This window comes from Streptomyces sp. NPDC051662, assembly GCF_040681655.1.
In the GTDB taxonomy this organism is placed as follows: domain Bacteria; phylum Actinomycetota; class Actinomycetes; order Streptomycetales; family Streptomycetaceae; genus Streptomyces.
Window position 1 is genome coordinate 65,038 of sequence record NZ_JBFAZD010000008.1, and the last position, 19,775, is coordinate 84,812.

The window sequence follows — 19,775 nt, forward strand, 5'->3', positions numbered from 1 at the left end:
TCCCCGCGAAACAGTATCGCTCTCGCGAAGGGGCCGCCGAGACTCCGGCCATGCGCACCTATCAAGATCTCTTCCGGACACCGGAGTTCACCCCGCTGTTTCTCACCTCCGCCGGGCAGACGGCGGCCCAGGCGGTGAGCGGACCGGCGCTGGGCACACTGATCTACACGGAGACCGGCTCGCCCCTGCTCTCCGGCCTCGCCATGTCCGGCCCGGCCCTCGCGCAGGTGGTCGGCGCCACCACTCTGCTGTCGGCGGCCGACCGGCTGCCGCCGCGCGCGGCGCTGACGGGCACGGCGCTGCTCTTCGCTCTCGGCACCGCGCTCCAGGCCGTCCCGGGCCTGCCCGTGTGGGCCGCCTTCACGGTCCTTCTGGTCCTCGGCACGATCGCCTCGCCGGTCGGCGGGGTGCGTTACGGGCTGCTGAACCAAATCCTCTCCAGGGAGGGGTATCTGCTGGGCCGCTCCCTGTTCAATATGGCCGCCGGTGCCACGCAGATCGGTGGATTCGCCATCGGCGGTGTGCTGGTGACCGCGCTGTCGCCGCGCGACACCCTGCTCGCCGGCGCCGTTCTGTATCTCGTCTCGGCCGCCGTCGCCCGGTCCGGGCTTGCCCGCCGCCCGCCGCGCGCCGCCGGGCGGCCGTCGGCTCGCGAGACCTGGCGGAACAACGCTCGTCTGCTGTCCTCCGGGCCCCGTCGCCGCGTGTATCTCGCCCTCTGGGTGCCGAACGGGCTGATCGTCGGCTGCGAGTCCCTGTTCATCCCTTACGCGCCTCACCACGCGGGGCTCCTCTTCGCCGTCGCGGCGCTCGGCATGCTGGCCGGGGATCTCGCGATCGGCAGGTTCGTCCCCCCGCGGTGGCGCGCGCGGCTCGGCACGCCGCTGTGTCTGCTGCTCGCCGCCCCGTATCTGCTCTTCGCCCTGCACCCGGCGCTGCCGCTCGCGGTGGCCGCCGTCGTCCTCGCCTCGGTCGGCTACGCGTCGAATCTGCTGCTCCAGGAGCGGCTGATGGCCCTGACACCCGAGGAGTTGAGCGGCCACGCCCTCGGGCTGCACACCTCCGGGATGCTCACCATGCAGGGCGTGGGCGCGGCTCTCGCGGGAGCCGTCGCCGAGCACACCTCGCCCGCGACGGCGATGGCGCTGACGGCGACGGCCTCGCTCCTGGTCACCCTGGCGCCGGCGGGGGCCCGCCGGCGGACCGGACGGTGATTCAGCAGGGCTGGCGCCAGGTCCCCAGGTTCAGCCGCTTGCGTATCGAGGACAGCTCAAGGCTGCGCGACTCGGCACAGAATTTCTCGGTCGGCTCGCGGTACTCGGCGTGGAAAACGGCCTTGCCCGCCTGGATGAAGGGAGTCAGCAGTGCGCACTCCTCGTACTGTGCGCACTCCTCGTTGACCGCGAAGTCGAAGTCGTCGACGAGTTGGGGGATCTGTTGCAGATCGTTCTTGAGACCGACGGAGAGCCCCCGGGCATGGGCGATGTCCGCGAGCATCCGGTTGTACGCGAGTTGGTCGCCCGCGGTCAGCGGGAAACCGGTGTCGTCGGCGTACGCCTCCACGAGGTCCGGCTCAACCGCGTCGAACCCCTTCTCCCGGCACATGTCCATCCGCTTTTCCATGATCGGGCGGAGAACATCCAGCCGGCGGATGTCCAGCCACCGTTCGCCCTCCCAGCCGTTGGCCTTGCCGCGCACCGACTTCGGGAACGCGTCCTGGTCGGGACGGAAGTTCTCCCAGGCTCCGGCGTTGATGTAGCAGATCACCTTGCGGCCCCTGCTGTGGAGGGCCGCCACATCCCGCGCCGAGCTCTCGAAGCCGTCGATGTCGTAGACCGGGACATCGACGGAGACATCGAGCTTGCCGTCGAGCTGCCACTGCCAGGCGAGGCCCGGCCGGGGCCGCCATCGGCTCTTCTCCTCGCCGTCGCCGTCGCTGTCACCCGAGCCGGAGCATCCGGCCAGCACCGCGGCCAGCAGAGCGGTCAGGGACACCGCGCATACCCACGTGATGGTCTTCCCGTGCTTCACAGATCGTGTTCCTCTCCGGTGAGCGCCGGGGTCAGCCCCGCCCATGGATTCGGCAGTTCACCCGTCACGGGACCGCAGACCGCGGCGTGCCGCTGCCGCGCCGTGCGGACCGCGAGGGGAACGAGTGCCGGAGGCACTCCGTACACAAGGTGGCAGAACCGCTCCGGCGGGTACCGCGTGGTCCATTCCGGCCGGCTGAAGGTCGTGGCATAGGTCGACCAGTGGCCTTCGAAGACGACGATCAGATCGGCGAGGCGCGCGTATCCCGGCTCGGGGTAGACGCCCGAGTTCAGCACGACCGTACCGGCCCCGATGCGCCGGAGCTCTCCGACCAGACGCCGGCAGGCGGGCAGTCCGTCCTTCTCGCAGGCCACCTGGTCCAGAAAGCAGCCATCGGTCTCGTACCACTCCCGGTGGCGTGCGAAGTCGTTCGCGACCTCGCGTGCGGGGCGCTCTCCATAACCGGTGTCCACATAACCCAGCACACGTACACCGGCCGCGCGCAGCGCTCGGGAGACGGCGGTGAACGCCGGGTCCCGGACGCTGCCCGGACCGTTCGCCGGGTTGAGGACGACCCCGTGGACGGAGTGGGACTCGGCGGCCAGCAGGGCCCAGGCCCCAGGGTCCTGGGAGGGGTGTACATAGAGCGGGATGAGCAGTCTCACGGCAGACGCATGCCTTCCCGGCCGGAGTCCAGCGCCTCGGACCGGGTTCCCCCGCCGGCCGCCGCCCACAGCGCTGTCAGCGAGTCGTCGAGCCGGTGCAGGGGCCGCCAGCCGAGGGCATCGGCGGCGGCGTTGATGTCGGAGCACTGCCATGACACCTCCTCCGAGCGGGTGGAACCGTGGCCGTCCTCCTCGACGCGTCCCCGGAACCCGGCGGTCCTGACCAGCGAGTGCACGAGATCACGGACCGGTACGGCTCGCCCGCCACCGATATTGAGGATGGCCGGCAGCGGTCCGGGGGCGGTGACGGCGAGCGCCACGGCCCGTGCCACATCGCGGACGTCCACGAAGTCACGGTAGGAGGACAGGTCGCCCAGCCGGATCACGGCGCCGTGTTCGCCCATGGCGGCACGGAGCAGACCGAGGACCCGGCCCGGGAGCGAGGTGGATCCCTGCCCCGGACCGACCGGATTGCCGATGCGCAGCACCACCGCGTCCAGGCCGGAGCCGGCCACTGTGACGGTACCCGCGAGTTTGGTGGCGCCGTAGACGGTCACCGGCCGGGTCGGCGCCGACTCCGTCACCTCGGTGCCGGGCGTGCCAGGACCGTACTCGGCGGCCGAGCCGAGGTGGATCAGACGGGCACCTGGGGCGGCCTTCCGCACGGCGGCGCACAGGGCGGCGGTGCCCCGGGTGTTGACCTCGGCGAGAGTGACGGCATCACCCCCCACCGCTCCCGCGCAGTTGACCACGGCGTCCGGAGCCGCCGAGGCGAGGACACGCGCGATACGGTCCACGGCGTCGGTGGCGAGATCGATGCCCAGGTCCGCGTCGGGCGAGCGTCCGGTGCGGAGCAGCCGCACGCCCGGAAGGGCGCCCAACCGCTCCGCGACGTGCCCGCCCAGGTAACCGGTGGAGCCCAGGAGGATGATGCGCATGGTGTGGTTCAGGCTCCCTTGAGGAGATGGGATTTACGGCTGGTGAACTCGGCGTTGGCCCGGTCGTAGTCGTCCGGGCGGCCGATGTCGAGCCAGTAGCCGTCGAACTCGTATACGTGGGGCGGGTCCTGCGCCTTCAGCAGGTCCAGCACCACCTCGTCGAAGCCCAGGGGCAGGCCGGGGGTGTATGCGTCGAGGGTCGAGCGGGAGAGTCCGTAGACGCCCATGGAGACCCGGTAGTCCAGGCTCGGTTTCTCGGTGAAGCCGACGACTCTGTCGGCGTCGGTGGTCAGGACACCGAAGTCGATGCGGACCTGACGGGCGTAGGTGGCGATGGTCAGAGGGGCGCCGATGGCCCGGTGGCGGACCAGCACATCGCTGAAGTCGAGGTCGGTGAGGATGTCACCGTTCATCACCAGTAAGGACTCCGGGAGTCTGTCGCGCATGGTGAGCAGCGGGCCCATCGTCCCCAGGGGACTGTCCTCGATCGTGTAATCGATGGCCAGGCCCCACTGCGATCCGTCCCCGACATAGGCGCGGATGATCTGGCCGAGATGACCGATGGCGAGCGTGCAGCTGGTGAATCCGGAGGCCGCCAGCTGGCGCAGGACGATCTCCAGGATCGCGTGCTGGTCCCCGATGGGTACCAGGGGTTTCGGCAGTGCGGTGGTGTAGGGACGCAGCCGGACGCCTTTGCCTCCGGCCAGAATCACTGCGTGCATGGTTCTCCTCCTCCGGGCGACGTGCGAGCCGGGTCAGATGTTGTAGATGCCGGTCTTGTAGCGGGCCAGGTTGGCCGGGTCGGAGAAGAACTCCACAGTGCGCGCGAGGCCCTGTTCCAAGTCATGGGCGGGCTCCCAGCCGGTCGCGGCGCGCAGCCGGGTGGCGTCCGCGACCAGCCGCATGACCTCGGAGTTGGCGGGCCTGACACGTTCCGCGTCTTCGCGGACGTCGATCGTGACGTCCATCAGTTTGCCGATCGTGGCGACCAGGTCGCCGACCGCGATCTCACTGCCCGTGCCGGCGTTGAAGGTCCGGCCCACGACCCGCGGGGCCTCCGCCGTGCCGACCGCCAGGAAGGCCTGGGCGGTGTCCTCGGCATAGGTGAAGTCCCGGGTGGGGCGCAGATCGCCGAGGGTGATGGTGTGCGCTCCGGCCGCCACCTGGCCGATGACGCTCGGGATGACCGCTCGCATGGACTGCCGGGGGCCGTAGGTGTTGAACGGCCGCAGTGTCACCACCGGTGTGCCGAAGCTCGCGTGGTAGCTGTCGGCCAGCCTGTCCCCGCCCGCCTTGGAGGCGGCGTACGGGGATTGTGTGTTGATGGGGTGGTCCTCGGTGATCGGTACGGTCAGTGCCGTGCCGTATGTCTCGCTGGTGGACGTGTGCACGAGCCGGGGTGTGCCCAGGGCCCGCACCGCTTCCAGCACGTTGAGCGTTCCGGAGACATTGGTGTCCACGTAGCTGTGCGGGGCCAGATAGGAGTACGGGATCGCGATGAGCGCGGCCAGGTGGTAGACGCAGTCCGCCCCCTCCACGAGTCCCCGGACCGATCCGGGGTCGCGCACATCACCGAGCTGGATCTCGACCTGCTCCAGGACGTCGGCGGAGAGGGTTTCCAGCCAGCCGTACGAGGAGAAGGAGTTGTACTGCGCCATGGCCTTGACCCGGTAGCCGGCCGCCACCAGGGCCTCGGTGAGGTGGGATCCGATGAATCCTTCGGCTCCGGTGACGGCTGCGAGTGGTGCGGAGTTCACTGGTGATCCCTTTCTGCGGGTCCTTCGACGCCCGGAGACGATCCGTCGCCGGGAGTGGTGCTTCGTGGCGGTGCGGTGGGTCGGTGCGGTGGGTCGGTGTCGTGCGGTGTGGTGGATCGGTGTGGCGGAGGCGCGGGCCCGGTCCTGGCTTCGACGTGCTCAGGCGTGGGCGGCGGGACGTCCGAGTGCCGACAGGGCGCAGACCGCCAGCACCACCGCGGCCGGGCCGCAGCTCAGCAGCAGTGCGATGGGGGCCGCCGACGGGTGGAGAAGGGTGAGCGACCCGGCCCCGCAGGCGGCCACGAGACACACCGCGGCGGGTGGCCATGCCACGCCGAACGCCTGCAACAGCAGGGCGGTCCACAGCGTGGCGGCAAGCAGCAGTACGGGTCCGGGCTCGGCCCCGATGAGCAGGGTCACGGGCAGGATCGGCAGCAGATAGGCGAGCAGACAGAGTGTGATGATGCCGGCGGAGCGCCATCTGAAGGCGGGGAGTGTGGAGGTCGCCCGCAGGGCCGCCGCCGACATTCCCCGATAGCGGTACAGCAGCCATTCGGCCGGGCCCATGCTCAAGGAGAGCATCACGACGGCGTACGGGTGACGCTGCCCTTCCAGCATCACCAGCACGCCCGCCGCGAGGCCGAACAGTCCGTACGGCAGTGACCGCAGCAGCTTGGTCCGGCTGTCGCCGGCGGCGGGTTTCTCCGCCAGGGCGCCCCGCAGTGCCCACCCGGCCACCGCGGTCGCGCCCGCGAGCGAGAGCAGGGGCAGTCCGATCCGCAGCGGAGCGCCGGGCTCCCACCACGGCAGCACCGCCACGCCCGCCACCATCGGCAGCAGTGCGAGCAGCAGCAGCGACTCATGCCCCAGTACCAGCAGTACGCCCGCCGCCGCGAGATACAGCGACTGGCCGGCCACGAACAGCGCCGTCGAACCCTGTCCGGCGAGCGCGGCCCCCGCCGCCACCGCCACCGCGGCACCCAGCGGTGCGCCCACCAGGAGCGTACGGCCCGCCTCCCGGCGCCCTATGGCCATCCGCAGATAGGCACGGTGGCTCAGAGCCTGGCCCCAGGCCCAGGAGATCAGACCTGCCAGCACAAGGGCGTAGGCACCGCCATCGGGGTCCCAGATCCGACCGATGAGCACATAGGCGAGCCCGGGGAGGGCGAAGAGCACGCCTCGCAGCACACAGCGGATATGGTCGGGCCGCCATGGATCCGCCGGCACCCCGGGTTCGGGGAAGGTACGGGGGATCCTCTCGTACAACGCGGTGGCCAGGGTGAACAGGTCGGGCTGCCCGTACCGTTCCCTGATCACCTCGGCGGTCAGCCCCTGCGATTCCAGGAGCGCGGCCACCTCGTAGGGATGCACGGCGGGGCCGATGGAGTCCGCCATTTCCGCGGCGAGCCGGTCGATCGCACCGGCGGCTCCGGCACCCGGCATGCGGAGTACAAGTGTCCGTTCGTCGCCGCCGCGCGGCACACCGCGGCTCCCCTGGAGCCGCAGGGACAGTGTGTCCTGGCGTCCGGCGTCCGGCCCGAGCGCCATCGGCCCGCTCATCCGGCCACACTCATCAGGCCCGCGGCGGATATGCCGCCCCTTCCCGAGGCGGGCGGCGCGCCGGTGCCGGTCAGGGCATCGGAGAGCAGGCCCCGGCCACCGGCCGACAGGTCGAGATAGATGGCGCGGAAGGTGTCCACGGTCTGGCGCAGGGTGAACTGTTCGATCACCCGCAGCCGCGCGGCCTCTCCCATGGATCTTCGCCGTCCGGCGTCGCCCAGCAGCTCCGTGGCCGCGGTGGCCATCGCGGCGGGGTCGCGCGGCGGTACGACCAGACCGGTGTCACCGACCGCTTCCCGTACGCCGCCGACATCCGTGGAGACGGTCGCCCGTCCGCAGGACATCGCTTCGATCAGGGTGAACGGAAAGCCCTCGCTGATGCTGGAGAGCATGACGACATTGCCCGCGGCGTACGCGTCCCTGATGTCGTCGACACGGCCTTCGAACGTGACCGTGCCGGCTTGTCCGAGCTCGGTGGCCAGCGCCTCGCACCGGGCCCGGTACTCCTCGCCGCCGCGCGGGGTGCCGCCGAAGAGCCGGAGCCTCGCCCGCGGCACCCGCTCCCGCACCAGCGCGAACGCCCGGATCAGGGTTTCCAGGTCCTTTATCGGGTCCACCCGGCCGGCCCAGGTGAGGGTGGGGACGTCCGGTTCCGGACCGGCCGCCGGGAAGGCCGCCGGGTCGACCCCGTTGTACACCGTGCGGATCAGCGCCGGGTCGGCTCCGCCCCGCTCCTCCCACAGCCGGTTGTAGCGGTTGCCGGGGGTGATCAGGGCCGCGCGCCGGTAGGTCTCCTCCGCCAGCAGCCGGTAGAAGCCGAGTACCAGGGCTTTCACGGGCCAGCGGTAGGGGGCGGTGCGATAGCCGAGATAACGCTCGCGCAGATAGACGCCGTGTTCGGTCAGCAGCAGCGGTACGCCGTGGCGCTCAAGCGCGATCAGCCCCGGGAGCACCGCCACACCGCCGCTGACCGCGTGGGCGACTCCGTGTTCCGGGGGCGGCGCCGCCAGGGGGCGGAGCGCGTGTTCGAGCAGGGAGGTCGCGGTCACCGCGTCGTGCAGTGTGGGGCGGGCCTCGGAGACGGGCAGGCCCGGCCGGTTCCACACCGCGGTGAGAACGGCGAGTGCCCGGTCACCGCGGAGGAACGGGCTGAGCAGACCATCCGTGGCGGCCCGCGCCAGGCCATGGAGTGCCGGGCCGAATCCGTCCTCGGCGCCGGAATCGAGGAGTGCTGTCAGAAACCGCTCGTAGACCGTGGCGAGCCTGTCGCGGCTCCGGCCACGGGGCTCCGAGCCCGGGGGTGCCGGGCCCCACACGGGGACCGGCACCACCTGGGACACATGGCCGGGAAGATCCCATACGACGGGCTCCCGGCCGGTTCCGGTCACGGCTATGACATCGAAGTCCATGTCCGGCATTCCATTGACGAGTTGGTCGCACCACACGCTCACGCCACCATGGCTGTGAGGATAGGTTCCCTCGGTGAGGAGGGTGACTCGCGCCGCGCCAAAGCGGCCCGTGCCGCGGTGAAGGTGCATCAGGGGTGCTCCACGAAGCTGTGCGGGGAGGACGGGTTCCGGCTTCCGGAACCCTCGGCTCGTGTGCGGTGGTTCAGCGCTCCCGGCTGTACGGCACCTGTCGTAGCACTCCGGCGGGTACCCGGGCCCGCGGCGCGGTCTCGTTCGTGGCCGGCGCGCCGGTACCGCCCTGGACAGTGCCGGAGACGGCGGACGGCGGCAGGGTGAGAACGAGCGGCAGTGGGGTCCCGGTCACCCAGGCGGACACCTTGCCGGCGTACGCCTGGCCGAAGGCGGCCGTGTCCCGCGTTGTGCCGGCCGGCATGGTGGCGGTCACCGCGACGGTGGCGGGTGCCCGCACCGTGACCGTGTCGCCGATCCGGTAGGCGGTGATGTCACCGGACTCCACGGCGGACTTCCAGACGGATCGTTTGCGCAGTTCGGCGCCGATGTCCTTCATCCGCAGGTTGACCACCGGTGTGTTGTCGGCGAAGAGCCGCGCGTGGCTGTCGAGGACGCCGTTCAGCACCGGATAGGCGATGCGGTCCTCCGCCAGATTCGACTGATGGATGAAGTGCGGCCTGGGGTCGTTCCCGAGGACATGCCCCAGGGCGATCCGGGTCTCCAGCGGCACGATGTAGTCCGGGTAGCCGGTCGTCGTGTTCAGCGGGGCCGGCAGGCAGGTGGTGGTGGCGGGGTTGTCCTCGCAGATACCGCTGCCGCCCTGCTGCCGGCTGGTGTAGATCCAGTTGTACTCGTCGACCTGCTCGGCCGCTCGTCCGGCGTTGTAGAAGATGTTCATCGGGTAGCGGGGGACGGTGGTGGCCGATCCCAGCTGGCGCTGGCCCACCTCACGGGAGTTGTCCGAAGCGAGCCAGGAGACGCCGTTGTCGGCCAGTGCCGGCGCCAGGTTGGGATTGTCGGTGGGCTGTTGTGGCAGCAGACGCATACCGGAGTGCTCGCCCGTGACCAGTTCGGTGTTCTCCAGGGGAAGCCCGGACAACTGGCCCCAGACGCGGTTCGTGGCGATCTCGTCGGATATCTCGTTACGGGAGACCCACTTGGTGGTGCCGCCGGGGAGGGTGGCGCACCGCCAGGGCACCACGCTGACATCCTGCTCGCAGCCCAGGAAGGCGTGTGTGTAGGTGTGGTTGATCCAGCGGAATCTGTTGCGGTCCACGATCAGCTTGTCGGCCAGGAGGTCGACACCGTTGTTGTCCTGGCGATGGTCGACACTGCCCGCCGCGTTGTAGGCGAAGTCCATGGTGAAGCCGCGGTTGTTCTGCCAGGTGGCGGCGTATTCGGCGTCCGCCGCGGTCATCCGGATCGGGTTCGGCACCCCCTCGCCCGGCGCGCAGTCCACATCACCGGGTGTGCAGTTCAGCGTCGAGTCCCAGCGGTCGTCGGCGGCGAAAACGTCGTCCACATGGACGGCGAAGTAGTTCCGCGAGGCCCCGAGGTGGACACCGCCGGTCATCCACTCGACGATTCCGCGTGCCAGCAGCCGGAACTGCTGTTGGTAGCGGTTGTAGACGAAGGTGACGACCAGTTCCCGCCGTCCGTCGTGCCGGTACTCGCCGACCAGTGAGCCCCTGGTGGCTCTGCCGGGTATCTGCGCGTCGACGTAGGAGGTGAAGTCCGCTCCGACGGCCGGCTGGGACAGATAGGCGTAACTCTCCCCCACCGAGGGGGAGTTGTCCTCGAACGGTACGGCGCCGTCCAGGTACTCGAAGGGCCCGGCCCGGCCGACGGTGGTGACCTGAGCCTCGACGCCGTCCAGGGAACCGGCATAGCCGTTGCCGACGGCGTACTGAAGTCCGACCTCGGGCCGCGCGTAGGTGTAGGCGTCGACCTGGGGGATGCCGTACGTCCGCTCATAGGTGGCCAGAGCGGCCATCTCCGGGGAACCGGCGGAGAACGGGTTGTCGTTGGGCAGCACCACTGCCTGGTACTTGGCCCGGGGCCGGCCCTCCACGGTGTCCGCCAGGAAGGCCGCGTCGATCACGGGACGTCCCGGCTGTTGAAGGTCGACCTCCGTATAGGGCGTCCCTGCCGTGTCCAGTTCGGCGGCGATGGCGTCGACCGCGGGCCCGCCGTCCGTCACCACGAGGACACGGAGGTCGACACGGGGCACGGCGTCATCGGCCTGCGCGGGGCCACCGGGCAGTGCGAGTACGGCGATCAGCGCACATACCGTGGGTAACGCCATGCGTAAGGACTTCTTCTGCATTGTGGAGCAGCCCCTCCCCTGGGCAGGGGTGTGTCCGTCGCGCGATGGAGCGGACACACCCCCGGCGCGACCCCGTGCCCCCCTCAGGTACTCGGTCGTCGCGCATCCGTCTCGTCACATAGTGCGGGCCATGTGTCGGTTTCGTGTTCCTGTTGCGGAACTTGACGGAAAAATGCGGGTGTTCAATCAGTCTGAACCTTGGACGGGATGGCCTCGGCGGGCCGTTCCCGTTCGGGGTGCGCGTACCGCGTACCCAACCGGACCTTAGATCCTGGGCGGGAGGGGAACCACACTCCGGGCACACGGAGTTCGCGCGGATTCATCCGCCGGGAGGTTGCTCCCCTCGGGCATCTCGGGCCATGTTGGCCGAATGCCGCCATGACGGCCGTCCGGTGGCGTGCACGGCCGGCCGCCACCGACTCCCCCAGGGCGCGGCGCGGAAAGGGGTCAGGCGCAGAGCACCCGGGTCTCCGGTGTGTACACGGGACCGCTGCTCACGTTCGTCTGGTCACTGAACTCGGCGTAGTAGTAGGAGTAGAAACCTATGTTGCCGTTGCAGCCGGAGTCGGCGGCGATCTGCAGCGTCAGTGTGACGGTGCGGCTCTGACCGGGCGGGATGGTGGCACCGTAGTTGGAGCCGAGATCGGTCGGACCTGTACCGGAACACGGGACGGTGCCCGTCGCGGTGGCCAGGCTGCAACCGCTGAAGCTGTACTTGAGGTCGGGGCGCTGGGTGGTCAGCCAGGTGGGGGTGATCGTCTGGTAGACGAACAGCACGTCGTAGGTGTGGTTGTTGGTCAGTGTCATCGACAGGTTGACCGTTTCACCCGGCCGGGTGGTGGCGCTGTCGACGCTGAACGTCAGGTCGGCGGGGGCCGCGTTCGCCGCGGGAGCCAGCCCGAACAGGGCGAGGAACAGGGCGAGGACGGTGGCCAGTCCGAGGCGTCTCTTCGGTGTGATTCGCATGCCCCGGACGCTAGAAGGTCCACGAGTCCTCCGTCTGCACTTCCCGCGCACGGAGGACCGCGGGCGTCCGAAACCGGCTCTCCCGCATTCGGGGTGTGAGCAAGGGGTCACAGAGCGAGACCGAACGCATATATGCACGGCAGGGCAGGTGTACGAGCCCGGGGGAAGCGGGAGCAGCCGGCCGGACCACCGCACGAGGCGCCAGGACCCCATTGGCGGAAACCAAGGGGGTCCTGGTGCGCCTGAAGCGTTCTTCGCCGGGCGCCGGACACCGTGGCCGGTGCGCCTGACGAGTCACGGACCCGCGCGTTCCGGCCGTTCGCGGAGGAGCCGGCCGAGGGGTGCGTGCGGAAACCGTCAGCTCTCCCGCCACCGCACCGCCCGGGCCAACAGGTATGCGGTCAAGGGCGGTTGTCGTCCCGGAATGTCTCCAGCAGGCGCAGCCATACCTCGCTGATCGTCGGGTAGGCCGGAACCGCGTGCCACAGGCGGTCGATCGGGACCTCGCCGACGACGGCGATCGTGGCGGAGTGGAGCATCTCGCCGACGGCGGGACCGGTGAAGGTCACGCCCCGCAGGATCTCACGGTCCAGGTCGACGATCATGCGGGCCCGGCCGCGGTAGCCGTCGGCGTAGAGAGCCGCGCCCGCGACCCCGGCCAGGTCGTGGTCGACCGCGCGGACGCGGTGGCCCGCCGCCTCGGCCTCGGCGAGGGTGAGGCCCACCGAGGCGACTTCCGGCTCGGTGAAGACGACCTGGGTGACGGCGAGATGGTCGGCGGTGGCGGCGTGGCTGCCCCAGGGGCCGGCGTCCAGGGTCGGTACGCCCTGGGCCCTCGCCACGATGGCGGCTCCCGCGATACGGGCCTGGTACTTGCCCTGATGGGTGAGAAGGGCGCGGCGGTTGACGTCCCCGACCCCGTAGAGCCAGTCGCTGCCCTCGACCCGGCAACTGTCGTCGACGGTCAGCCAGGAGCCCGGTTCCAGGCCGACGGACGCGAGACCGACATCGTCCGTGCGCGGGGCGCGGCCGGTGGCGAAGAGCACCTCGTCGCACTCGATACGCTCGCCGCCGGCCAGCGTCACGGTCACGGGTCCCGTGCCGCCGTCGCGCTCGACCGCGCTGACCGAGGCGCCCGTTCGGACCGTGGCGCCCGCCTCCGTCAGCGATTCGGCGACCAGCTCACCGGCGAACGGCTCCATCCTCGGCAGCAGGCGGTCACCGCGGACCAGCAGGGTGACGTCGGAGCCGAGCGCCCGCCACGCGGTGGCCATCTCCACGCCCACCACTCCCCCGCCCACGACCACGAGCCGCCCCGGGACCCGTGCGGAGCTGGTCGCCTCGCGGCTGGTCCAGGGCTTGGTGGCGGCGAGCCCCGGGAGATCGGGCAGTACGGCCCGGCTGCCGGTGCACACGGCGACGGCGTGGCGGGCGATCAGGACCTGGGTGTCGCCGTCGGGTCCCGTGACGGCGACCTTCTTCCTGCCGTCCAGCCTGCCGTGTCCTCGGTAGAGATCGGCGCCGGTCCCGTCGAGCCACGCGACCTGGCCGTCGTCCTTCCAGTGCGCGGTGAACTTGTCGCGGTGGGCGAGTACGGCCTCGGCGTCCAGCGGCCCCCGCACGGCCTGGCTCACCCCGGGGACCCTGCGGGCGTCGGCGCGGGTGATCGCCGGGCGGAGCAGGGCCTTGCTCGGCATACAGGCCCAGTACGAGCACTCGCCGCCGACGAGTTCACTCTCGACGACCGCCGTGCTCAGGCCCGCCGCCCTGGCCCGGTCGGCGACGTTCTCACCGACCGGTCCCGCGCCCAGCACCACAACGTCGTACTCCAGGGTTTCCATGGCATGCGTCATAGGGGCCAGTCTGGTGCGCGGCAGGTCGCATGGCCACACGATCTTCGGGCAGCAGCCAGGAATACGGCGATGACCCACACCGTTGTCGCAGGCGCCGTAACCCGGAGAGTCAGGAAGAGGTATCAGGCAATGGCCACTGTGGAACTCACCAAGGAGAACTTCGACCGGACGGTGTCGGAGAACGACTTCATCCTGATCGACTTCTGGGCTTCCTGGTGCGGTCCGTGCCGCCAGTTCGCCCCGGTCTACGAGAAGGCCTCGGAGCGCCACGAGGACCTCGTCTTCGCCAAGGTCGACACGGAGGCCCAGCAGGAGTTGGCCGCCGCGTTCGAGATCCGCTCGATCCCGACGCTGATGATCGTCCGGGACAATGTCGCGGTGTTCGCCCAGCCCGGCGCGCTGCCCGAGACGGCCCTGGAGGATGTGATCGGACAGGCGCGCGCGCTGGACATGGATGAGGTGCGCAAGTCGGTGGCCGAGGCCGAGGCGAAGGCCAAGAACGGCGAAGCCGGGCAGTGACCGCGGGCGCCCGACGGCGGACGCTGGACGGCGACCGCCGCGAGCGTGCGGGCACGGGAGTCGCCGGGCAGGCGGGCCTATGAGGACACGGCCTAGAAAGGGTGCCCCGCCGGTTCGCGCCGTACGGTCGTCCAGCGCAGCTCGGTGAAGGCGTCCAGATTGGCCTCGCCGCCGAACCGCGCCCCCGTACCCGACCCGGCGATGCCCCCGAAGGGTGCGACCGCCTCGTCGTTGACTGTCTGGTCGTTGATATGCGCGATACCGGTGGGGATACGGTCCGCCAGCTCAAGACCGAGGGCCGTGTCGCGGGTGACGATGCCGAGGGAGAGCCCGTACGGGCCGGCCGCCGCCAGCGTGGCCGCCTCGTCGAGGGTCGCGAAGGACCGTACGGGCGCCACCGGCCCGAAGACCTCCTCCGTATAGGCGGGCGTGTGGTCGCCGGCCTCCGCGAGTACGGTCGGGCGGTAGAAGAGACCTTGGTGGGTGCCGCCCGCGACGACCCTGGCGCCGGCCGCCGCGCTCGCCTCCACCAGCGCGTCGATCTTGGCCAATTGGCCCGCGTCGATGACCGGACCGAGCTGGACCCGCTCGCGGTACGGGTCGCCGACGGCCAGTGACTGGGCCCTGGCGGCGAGCCGCTCGACGTACTCCTCGTACAGCGAGGCGTGGACGAGATGCCGCCCTGTGGTCATACAGATCTGGCCCTGGTGGAAGAACGATCCCCATACGGCCTGGGCCACCGCCGCCTCGACATCCGCGTCGGCCAGCACGACGAGCGCGGAGTTGCCGCCCAGTTCCAGATGGGCGCGCTTGAGATGACGGCCCGCGGCCTCCCCGACCGCGCGCCCGGCCGCCGTGGAGCCGGTGAAGGAGATCACCCGCACCCGCTCGTCGGTGACCAGCGCCCGTCCGGTCTCCGCGCCGCCGGGCAGGATGTGCAGAAGCCCCTCCGGCAGACCCGCCTCGGCGAAGACCGCGGCGAGCGAGAGACCACCGCAGACGGCGGTACGCGGATCGGGTTTGAGCAGCACCGCGTTGCCCAGCGCCAGAGCCGGTGCGACGGACCGTATGGAGAGGATCAGCGGGGCGTTGAACGGCGCGATGACCCCCACCACCCCGGCGGGGACCCGCCGGGTGTAGGAGATCCGCGGCTCCTCGCTGGCCAGCAGCTGTCCGGTGGGCCGGGAGGCGAGCGCCGCCGCCTCGTAACACTCCTGGGCGGCGACATGCAGTTCGAAGTCCGCCTTGTCCGGTACGGAGCCCGACTCGCGTACCAGCCAGTCGCGCAGTTCGGCGGCGTGCGCGGCGAACAGGTCACCGGCACGGCGCAGTACGCCGGCCCGGACGTGATACGGCGTGTCCGACCAGGTCTTCCGCGCGTCCCGCGCCGCTTCCGAGGCGGCCGTGACATCTTCCGCCGAGGCGAGTGCGACGGTGGCGAGCGTGCCGCCGGTCGCGGGCTCGACCACGGCCGACTCACCGCCCGAGAGTCCGACGGGCTGCCACGTCTTGGGGTCGAGCAAGGACATGAAGGCTCTCCACTCGGTCGCTCGGTTCAGTCGCTCGGTCGGTCAAGCCGGTGATCCCGACGGCGGTACGCTCAAGCCCCGCCCCCCCGTCAGCGTTCCAGAACGAGCGCGAGCCCCTGTCCCACCCCGATACAGAGCGCCGCGAGGCCCGTTCCCGAACCCGCGGCGGCCAGTTGATGGGCGACGGATCCGGCCAGCCGGGCGCCGGAGGCACCGAGCGGATGGCCGATGGCGATCGCCCCGCCGCGTGGGTTGACGACAGCCGGATCGAGTCCGGGCCATTCGGCGAGGCAGCCCAACGACTGGGCGGCGAAAGCCTCGTTGAGTTCGAACGTGGTGAGCTCGCCGAACGTACGGCCCGCCTTGGCCAGCGCCCGCTGGACCGCCTCGACCGGGCCGAGGCCGAAGAGCTGCGGCTCGACGCCCGTGACCGCCGAGGCCCGGATACGGGCGAGCGGTTCACGGCCCGTCTCCCGCAGCCCGGTCTCGTCGACGAGGAGCAGCGCGGCGGCGCCGTCGTTGAGGGGCGAGGCGTTCCCGGCCGTCACGGTCCCGGTCCCGTCCGTACGGAAGGACGGCTTCAGCTTGGCGAGCGCCTCCATGGAGGCGCTGTCCCGAATGCATTCGTCACGCGCCAGGTCCACCCCGTCGTACGGGACGACCTCGCCGTCGTACAGACCCGCGGCCCAGGCGTCGGCGGCCTTGCGGTGGCTGGCGAGGGCGAACGCGTCCTGCTGTTCTCGGGTGATCGTGTGCTTGTCCGCGATCAGTTCGGCGCCCTCACCCAGCGGAACCGTCCACTCCGCGGGCATCGCCGGGTTGGTCATGCGCCAGCCCAGGGTGGTCGAGTGCAGCTGCTGATGGCCGGCGGGAAAAGCCCGCTCCGGCTTCTGGAGGACCCAGGGTGCGCGGGACATCGACTCGACCCCGCCCGCCACCGCGACCGACGCGTCACCGAGGGCAACCGCGCGGGCGGCCTGGATGACCGCTTCGAGGCCGGAGCCGCAGAGCCGGTTCACGGTCACCCCCGGGACGGACACCGGCAGTCCGGCGAGCAGCACGGCCATGCGTGCCACATCGCGGTTGTCCTCGCCCGCGCCGTTGGCGTCCCCGAACACGACGTCGTCGATCCTGCCCGGGTCGAGCTCCGGCGAGCGGTCCACCAGGGCTTTCAGCACATGGGCGGCGAGATCGTCGGGGCGTACGGAGGAGAGGGCGCCCCCGAATCTGCCGATCGGGGTACGGACGGCGTCGACGACATAGACGTCGCGGATGGTCATCGGATCTCCGGCTTCTCTCCCACAGCGTGACGGCGGTGACAGCGTGGGTCGGTTGTTCCCCTATCGCCCCTCGCCCAGCAGGATGTTCGCCTGGTGAACGATGGTTCACAATGGTCTCGCCAGAGTCTCTGCCCACGGACGACCGCTGTCAACGGTCCGGACTCGTCGAGCGGGACCCGCGGGCGCCGGCCACGGCGGCCTCAGACGGCCGGAGCGTCGACCACGCGGACCGACAGGCCGTAATCCACTTCGTAGCCGTCGATCAGCAGCGCTTCGACCGTGCGGGTCTCGGGGTCGATATCGGCCTCCATGCCGTTGCCCGCGTAGCGCGGATAGCCGGAGGCCCCCGTCTCGCCGGTCGCCTCGACGAGCGCCGAGCGCAGGGCGTTCGCCGCGGTGGGCGGCCCCGCGTCGCCCTCCGTGAACTCGGCTACCAGCAGGATCTCGAAGCGCGGCGGAACGGTCCTCATACCTCCGACGCTAACCACCCCGGCACGGCGACGCATGTCGCCGGACTCCGGCCTCGGCCCCGCGCGACATCGGCGCCGGTCGGGTCGGGACGGCCGGCGGGCCGCTCGGTTGACCGGACCATGGCAGCCGGTATCTTTCCAGACCGGTCCGCGGAGTTCCGGCGGACGGCCGAACCAGCACGCCGATACGCCCGAGAGCGAACCAGCACGACCGAGGTCCAGGAAGGCACGCACTGTGCGACTCCACACCCGTACCTGGGGCGAGGGCGACCGTGTCGCGCTCCTGATCCACGGCATCATGGCCGACCACCGCACCTGGCGCCGCGTCGGACCCGCCCTCGCGGCTCGTGGCCTGCGGGTGATCGCCGTCGATCTGCGCGGCCACGGCGCCACCGGCCGCGGTGACTACAGCATGGAGCACTTCGCCGACGACCTCGTGGAGACACTGCCGGCCGGCGCCGAGGTGGCGATCGGACACTCCCTCGGCGGGCTCGCGCTCTCGCTCGCCGTGGAGCGGCTGGCGCCGGGGCGCGCCGTCTACTCAGACCCGGCCTGGTGTCTGCCGCGCCTTGAGGGGGAGTTGGCCGGGCCGCGGGCGCTGGCCCGCGCCAAGACGCTGTCACGGGAGGAGATCACGGCGCTGAACCCCCGGTGGGAGACCGAGGACATAGACCTGGAGCTGGCGACCCTCGCGATCTGGGACGAGAACACCGCGTTCGGTCTCGCCCCGGCGTTCGGCGCCGATCTGCTGCCGGCCGCGCCCGTCGTCCCCTCGCTCGTTCAGCTCGCCGGTCCGAGCGTCATGATCTCCCCCGAGAACGCGGTGGAGTTGGAGCGGCGCGGCTTCCATGTCCGTACGGTGGAGGGCGCCGGGCACACCATCCACCGCGACGACTTCGACGGGTTCATGGCGTCCCTGGACGGGTGGATCTGACCCGGACTCGCAGGTCCTGGCGGGGGCCTCACGCGTCCGGGAGGGACCCGCCCCGCAGTCCGGGCCACGGACGCTCTAACGTCATCCGGATGACGTCCTTCTCCGACGCCGGCAGCGGCGACCGCACCCGTGACAGCAGCGACCTCGACTCCCCCGGCCGTGGTGGCCCGGCCGCCACGACCGAGGCCGAACCCCGGGACGTGGGGCGGGTCCGCACCTCCTACGCGCCGGAGCACGACGGTGATCCCGACCCCGGCGAGATCGTCTGGACCTGGGTGCCCTTCGAGGAGAACGACGGGCGCGGCAAGGACCGCCCGGTGCTGGTGGTCGCCCGTGAGGCGGCCGGCACGCTGCTCGCCGTACAGCTCTCCAGCAAGCGTCACAACCGGGACCGCGAGTGGGTGCCGATCGGGGTCGGGCCGTGGGACCGCGCGGGCCGTGAGTCCTGGGTGAATGTGGACCGGGTGCTGCGCGTTCACGAGAAGGGCATGCGGCGCGAGGCCTGCGCGCTGGACCGCGGGCGGTTCAATCTGGTCGTCAACCGGCTCAGGGAGCTGTACGGCTGGCGCTGAGGCGCGCCGCCGCCGCGCTTCCGGCCGCGGCCGTACAGTCCGCGAACACCCGCCGGAACGCCCCCAGCGTGGTCCTGTCCGACGTCCGGTCGAGGACCGCGAAGACCGTCTCGTCGAAGTGGTCCGCGAACCGGCCGCCCTCGGTCAGCAGCGCCCGGAACGCGTGTGCGATCTGATCCGGGTCATTGCGGAAGACCCCGCAGCCCCAGGCGCCCAGCACCAGCCGCCGGTAGCCGCGCTCCGCCGCCGTCTCCAGCACCCGTTCGGCGCGGACGGCGAGCGCGGCCGGAACGCGGTGGACCTCGGCGGGGGCGTTCCGGGCGATCACGCCCGCGTTCGGCGCGGGCGAGGTGAGGAAGCCGACCTGGTACGGCGTGTCGAGCAGCCGGCCCCGGTCGTCGCGGAAGACCGGCACGCCCGGTGAGTGGATCACCCGGTCGGTGTAGAAGGGGCTGGGATCCGCTCGGTGGTGGGCGTAGAACTCGGGCACCCGCCGCAGCGTCGTATACAGCGCGGAGGCCCGGCAGAGGGCTTCCTCCTGGGCCTGCGCGCCGTTGAGATACCCACCGCCGGGGTTGCGCGCGGAGGAGAAGTTGAGGACGGCGACCGGTCCGGAATCCGCCGCCGTCAGCCGCCGCGCCGCCTCCAGGCTGCTCTCGCCGGTGACCTCGATGACCGGCACGCGGGCCGCCGGGCCGGTGGCCCCGCCCCCGTCCGGAGCAGTGCCCGTCGCCCGGTCGCGCGCGGGCGCCGGCGCCGCGTCCAGGACCGGCGTGAGTGCGACGGGCTCGGGCCCGTACATCCGGGTCCCCGCGACCGCCGCGTCCACGGCCGTACGAATCCCCACGTCATGGCCGTCTTCCGTACGGTAGCCGCCCGTTCGGACGATCTCCTCTGTCTCTTTCGCGATCCCCCGCAGCCGTGCGCTCATGCGGAAATCCTGCGTGGACGACC

General features: G+C 71.0%; 18 protein-coding genes. 4 read left to right on the top strand and 14 right to left on the bottom strand.

Annotated elements, in window-relative coordinates:
* Window positions 1-50 precede the first annotated feature (50 nt).
* Entirely contained in the window at window positions 51-1,214 is a 1,164-nt protein-coding gene (locus AB0M67_RS15420; RefSeq protein ID WP_365745860.1) for an MFS transporter, read from the top strand.
* Between the two features lies 1 nt (window position 1,215).
* Here AB0M67_RS15420 and AB0M67_RS15425 read toward each other — a convergent pair whose 3' ends face one another.
* From AB0M67_RS15425 to AB0M67_RS15470, 10 genes are all read right to left on the bottom strand, one after another.
* Window positions 1,216-2,031, bottom strand: coding sequence for an endo alpha-1,4 polygalactosaminidase (locus AB0M67_RS15425; RefSeq protein WP_365745861.1), 816 nt, complete (start codon window positions 2,029-2,031; stop codon window positions 1,216-1,218).
* Complete coding sequence (locus AB0M67_RS15430) at window positions 2,028-2,696, bottom strand: spherulation-specific family 4 protein (protein ID WP_365745862.1); 669 nt, start codon at window positions 2,694-2,696, stop codon at window positions 2,028-2,030. Before AB0M67_RS15430 ends, AB0M67_RS15425 begins: the two co-directional genes overlap by 4 nt.
* The gene (locus tag AB0M67_RS15435; protein ID WP_365745863.1) at window positions 2,693-3,634 is read right to left on the bottom strand and encodes an NAD-dependent epimerase/dehydratase family protein; all 942 of its coding nucleotides are present in this window, start codon (window positions 3,632-3,634) and stop codon (window positions 2,693-2,695) included. Before AB0M67_RS15435 ends, AB0M67_RS15430 begins: the two co-directional genes overlap by 4 nt.
* A gap of 8 nt (window positions 3,635-3,642) precedes the next feature.
* Window positions 3,643-4,356, bottom strand: a complete 714-nt coding sequence (locus AB0M67_RS15440; RefSeq protein ID WP_365745864.1) for a sugar phosphate nucleotidyltransferase — start codon at window positions 4,354-4,356, stop codon at window positions 3,643-3,645.
* Between the two features lie 33 nt (window positions 4,357-4,389).
* Window positions 4,390-5,391, bottom strand: a complete 1,002-nt coding sequence (locus AB0M67_RS15445; protein ID WP_365745865.1) for a GDP-mannose 4,6-dehydratase — start codon at window positions 5,389-5,391, stop codon at window positions 4,390-4,392.
* A 159-nt stretch (window positions 5,392-5,550) separates the two neighbouring features.
* Window positions 5,551-6,951, bottom strand: a complete 1,401-nt coding sequence (locus tag AB0M67_RS15450; RefSeq protein WP_365745866.1) for a hypothetical protein — start codon at window positions 6,949-6,951, stop codon at window positions 5,551-5,553.
* On the bottom strand, window positions 6,948-8,489 hold the full coding sequence (gene pelF, locus AB0M67_RS15455) for a GT4 family glycosyltransferase PelF (RefSeq protein WP_365745867.1): 1,542 nt from the start codon (window positions 8,487-8,489) through the stop codon (window positions 6,948-6,950). Before pelF ends, AB0M67_RS15450 begins: the two co-directional genes overlap by 4 nt.
* Window positions 8,490-8,562: 73 nt before the next feature.
* On the bottom strand, window positions 8,563-10,677 hold the full coding sequence (locus AB0M67_RS15460) for a hypothetical protein (protein WP_365745868.1): 2,115 nt from the start codon (window positions 10,675-10,677) through the stop codon (window positions 8,563-8,565).
* Between the two features lie 468 nt (window positions 10,678-11,145).
* Window positions 11,146-11,664: a hypothetical protein gene (locus tag AB0M67_RS15465; protein WP_365745869.1), complete on the bottom strand. Its 519-nt coding sequence runs from the start codon at window positions 11,662-11,664 to the stop codon at window positions 11,146-11,148.
* Window positions 11,665-12,065: 401 nt separating this feature from the next.
* On the bottom strand, window positions 12,066-13,517 hold the full coding sequence (locus AB0M67_RS15470) for an NAD(P)/FAD-dependent oxidoreductase (protein ID WP_365745870.1): 1,452 nt from the start codon (window positions 13,515-13,517) through the stop codon (window positions 12,066-12,068).
* 129 nt (window positions 13,518-13,646) lie between these two features.
* On the opposite strand from AB0M67_RS15470, the gene trxA reads away from it, so the two are divergent.
* Window positions 13,647-14,036: a thioredoxin gene (gene trxA / locus AB0M67_RS15475; protein ID WP_365745871.1), complete on the top strand. Its 390-nt coding sequence runs from the start codon at window positions 13,647-13,649 to the stop codon at window positions 14,034-14,036.
* Window positions 14,037-14,128: 92 nt separating this feature from the next.
* Here trxA and AB0M67_RS15480 read toward each other — a convergent pair whose 3' ends face one another.
* From AB0M67_RS15480 to AB0M67_RS15490, 3 genes are all read right to left on the bottom strand, one after another.
* Entirely contained in the window at window positions 14,129-15,565 is a 1,437-nt protein-coding gene (locus tag AB0M67_RS15480; protein ID WP_365745872.1) for an aldehyde dehydrogenase family protein, read from the bottom strand.
* Window positions 15,566-15,654: 89 nt separating this feature from the next.
* Window positions 15,655-16,845: a thiolase family protein gene (locus AB0M67_RS15485; RefSeq protein ID WP_365745873.1), complete on the bottom strand. Its 1,191-nt coding sequence runs from the start codon at window positions 16,843-16,845 to the stop codon at window positions 15,655-15,657.
* 200 nt (window positions 16,846-17,045) lie between these two features.
* Window positions 17,046-17,315 (bottom strand): hypothetical protein, encoded by a 270-nt coding sequence (locus tag AB0M67_RS15490; RefSeq protein ID WP_365745874.1) that lies wholly within the window; start codon window positions 17,313-17,315, stop codon window positions 17,046-17,048.
* Window positions 17,316-17,550: 235 nt separating this feature from the next.
* On the opposite strand from AB0M67_RS15490, the gene AB0M67_RS15495 reads away from it, so the two are divergent.
* The gene (locus tag AB0M67_RS15495; RefSeq protein ID WP_365745875.1) at window positions 17,551-18,249 is read left to right on the top strand and encodes an alpha/beta hydrolase; all 699 of its coding nucleotides are present in this window, start codon (window positions 17,551-17,553) and stop codon (window positions 18,247-18,249) included.
* A gap of 89 nt (window positions 18,250-18,338) precedes the next feature.
* Window positions 18,339-18,821, top strand: coding sequence for a type II toxin-antitoxin system PemK/MazF family toxin (locus AB0M67_RS15500; protein WP_365745876.1), 483 nt, complete (start codon window positions 18,339-18,341; stop codon window positions 18,819-18,821).
* Here the strand turns inward: AB0M67_RS15500 and AB0M67_RS15505 are convergent.
* On the bottom strand, window positions 18,796-19,752 hold the full coding sequence (locus AB0M67_RS15505; protein WP_365745877.1) for a TIGR02452 family protein: 957 nt from the start codon (window positions 19,750-19,752) through the stop codon (window positions 18,796-18,798). The genes AB0M67_RS15500 and AB0M67_RS15505 overlap by 26 nt on opposite strands.
* Window positions 19,753-19,775 lie beyond the last annotated feature (23 nt).

Coding starts and splice junctions, on each gene's coding strand:
- AB0M67_RS15420 (WP_365745860.1), top strand. CDS start 51: ATGCGCACCTATCAAGATCTCTTCCGGACACCGGAGTTCACCCCGCTG.
- AB0M67_RS15435 (WP_365745863.1), bottom strand. CDS start 3,634: ATGCGCATCATCCTCCTGGGCTCCACCGGTTACCTGGGCGGGCACGTC.
- AB0M67_RS15440 (WP_365745864.1), bottom strand. CDS start 4,356: ATGCACGCAGTGATTCTGGCCGGAGGCAAAGGCGTCCGGCTGCGTCCC.
- AB0M67_RS15450 (WP_365745866.1), bottom strand. CDS start 6,951: ATGAGCGGGCCGATGGCGCTCGGGCCGGACGCCGGACGCCAGGACACA.
- pelF (WP_365745867.1), bottom strand. CDS start 8,489: ATGCACCTTCACCGCGGCACGGGCCGCTTTGGCGCGGCGCGAGTCACC.
- AB0M67_RS15460 (WP_365745868.1), bottom strand. CDS start 10,677: ATGGCGTTACCCACGGTATGTGCGCTGATCGCCGTACTCGCACTGCCC.
- AB0M67_RS15465 (WP_365745869.1), bottom strand. CDS start 11,664: ATGCGAATCACACCGAAGAGACGCCTCGGACTGGCCACCGTCCTCGCC.
- AB0M67_RS15470 (WP_365745870.1), bottom strand. CDS start 13,517: ATGACGCATGCCATGGAAACCCTGGAGTACGACGTTGTGGTGCTGGGC.
- trxA (WP_365745871.1), top strand. CDS start 13,647: ATGGCCACTGTGGAACTCACCAAGGAGAACTTCGACCGGACGGTGTCG.
- AB0M67_RS15480 (WP_365745872.1), bottom strand. CDS start 15,565: ATGTCCTTGCTCGACCCCAAGACGTGGCAGCCCGTCGGACTCTCGGGC.
- AB0M67_RS15485 (WP_365745873.1), bottom strand. CDS start 16,845: ATGACCATCCGCGACGTCTATGTCGTCGACGCCGTCCGTACCCCGATC.
- AB0M67_RS15490 (WP_365745874.1), bottom strand. CDS start 17,315: ATGAGGACCGTTCCGCCGCGCTTCGAGATCCTGCTGGTAGCCGAGTTC.
- AB0M67_RS15500 (WP_365745876.1), top strand. CDS start 18,339: ATGACGTCCTTCTCCGACGCCGGCAGCGGCGACCGCACCCGTGACAGC.
- AB0M67_RS15505 (WP_365745877.1), bottom strand. CDS start 19,752: ATGAGCGCACGGCTGCGGGGGATCGCGAAAGAGACAGAGGAGATCGTC.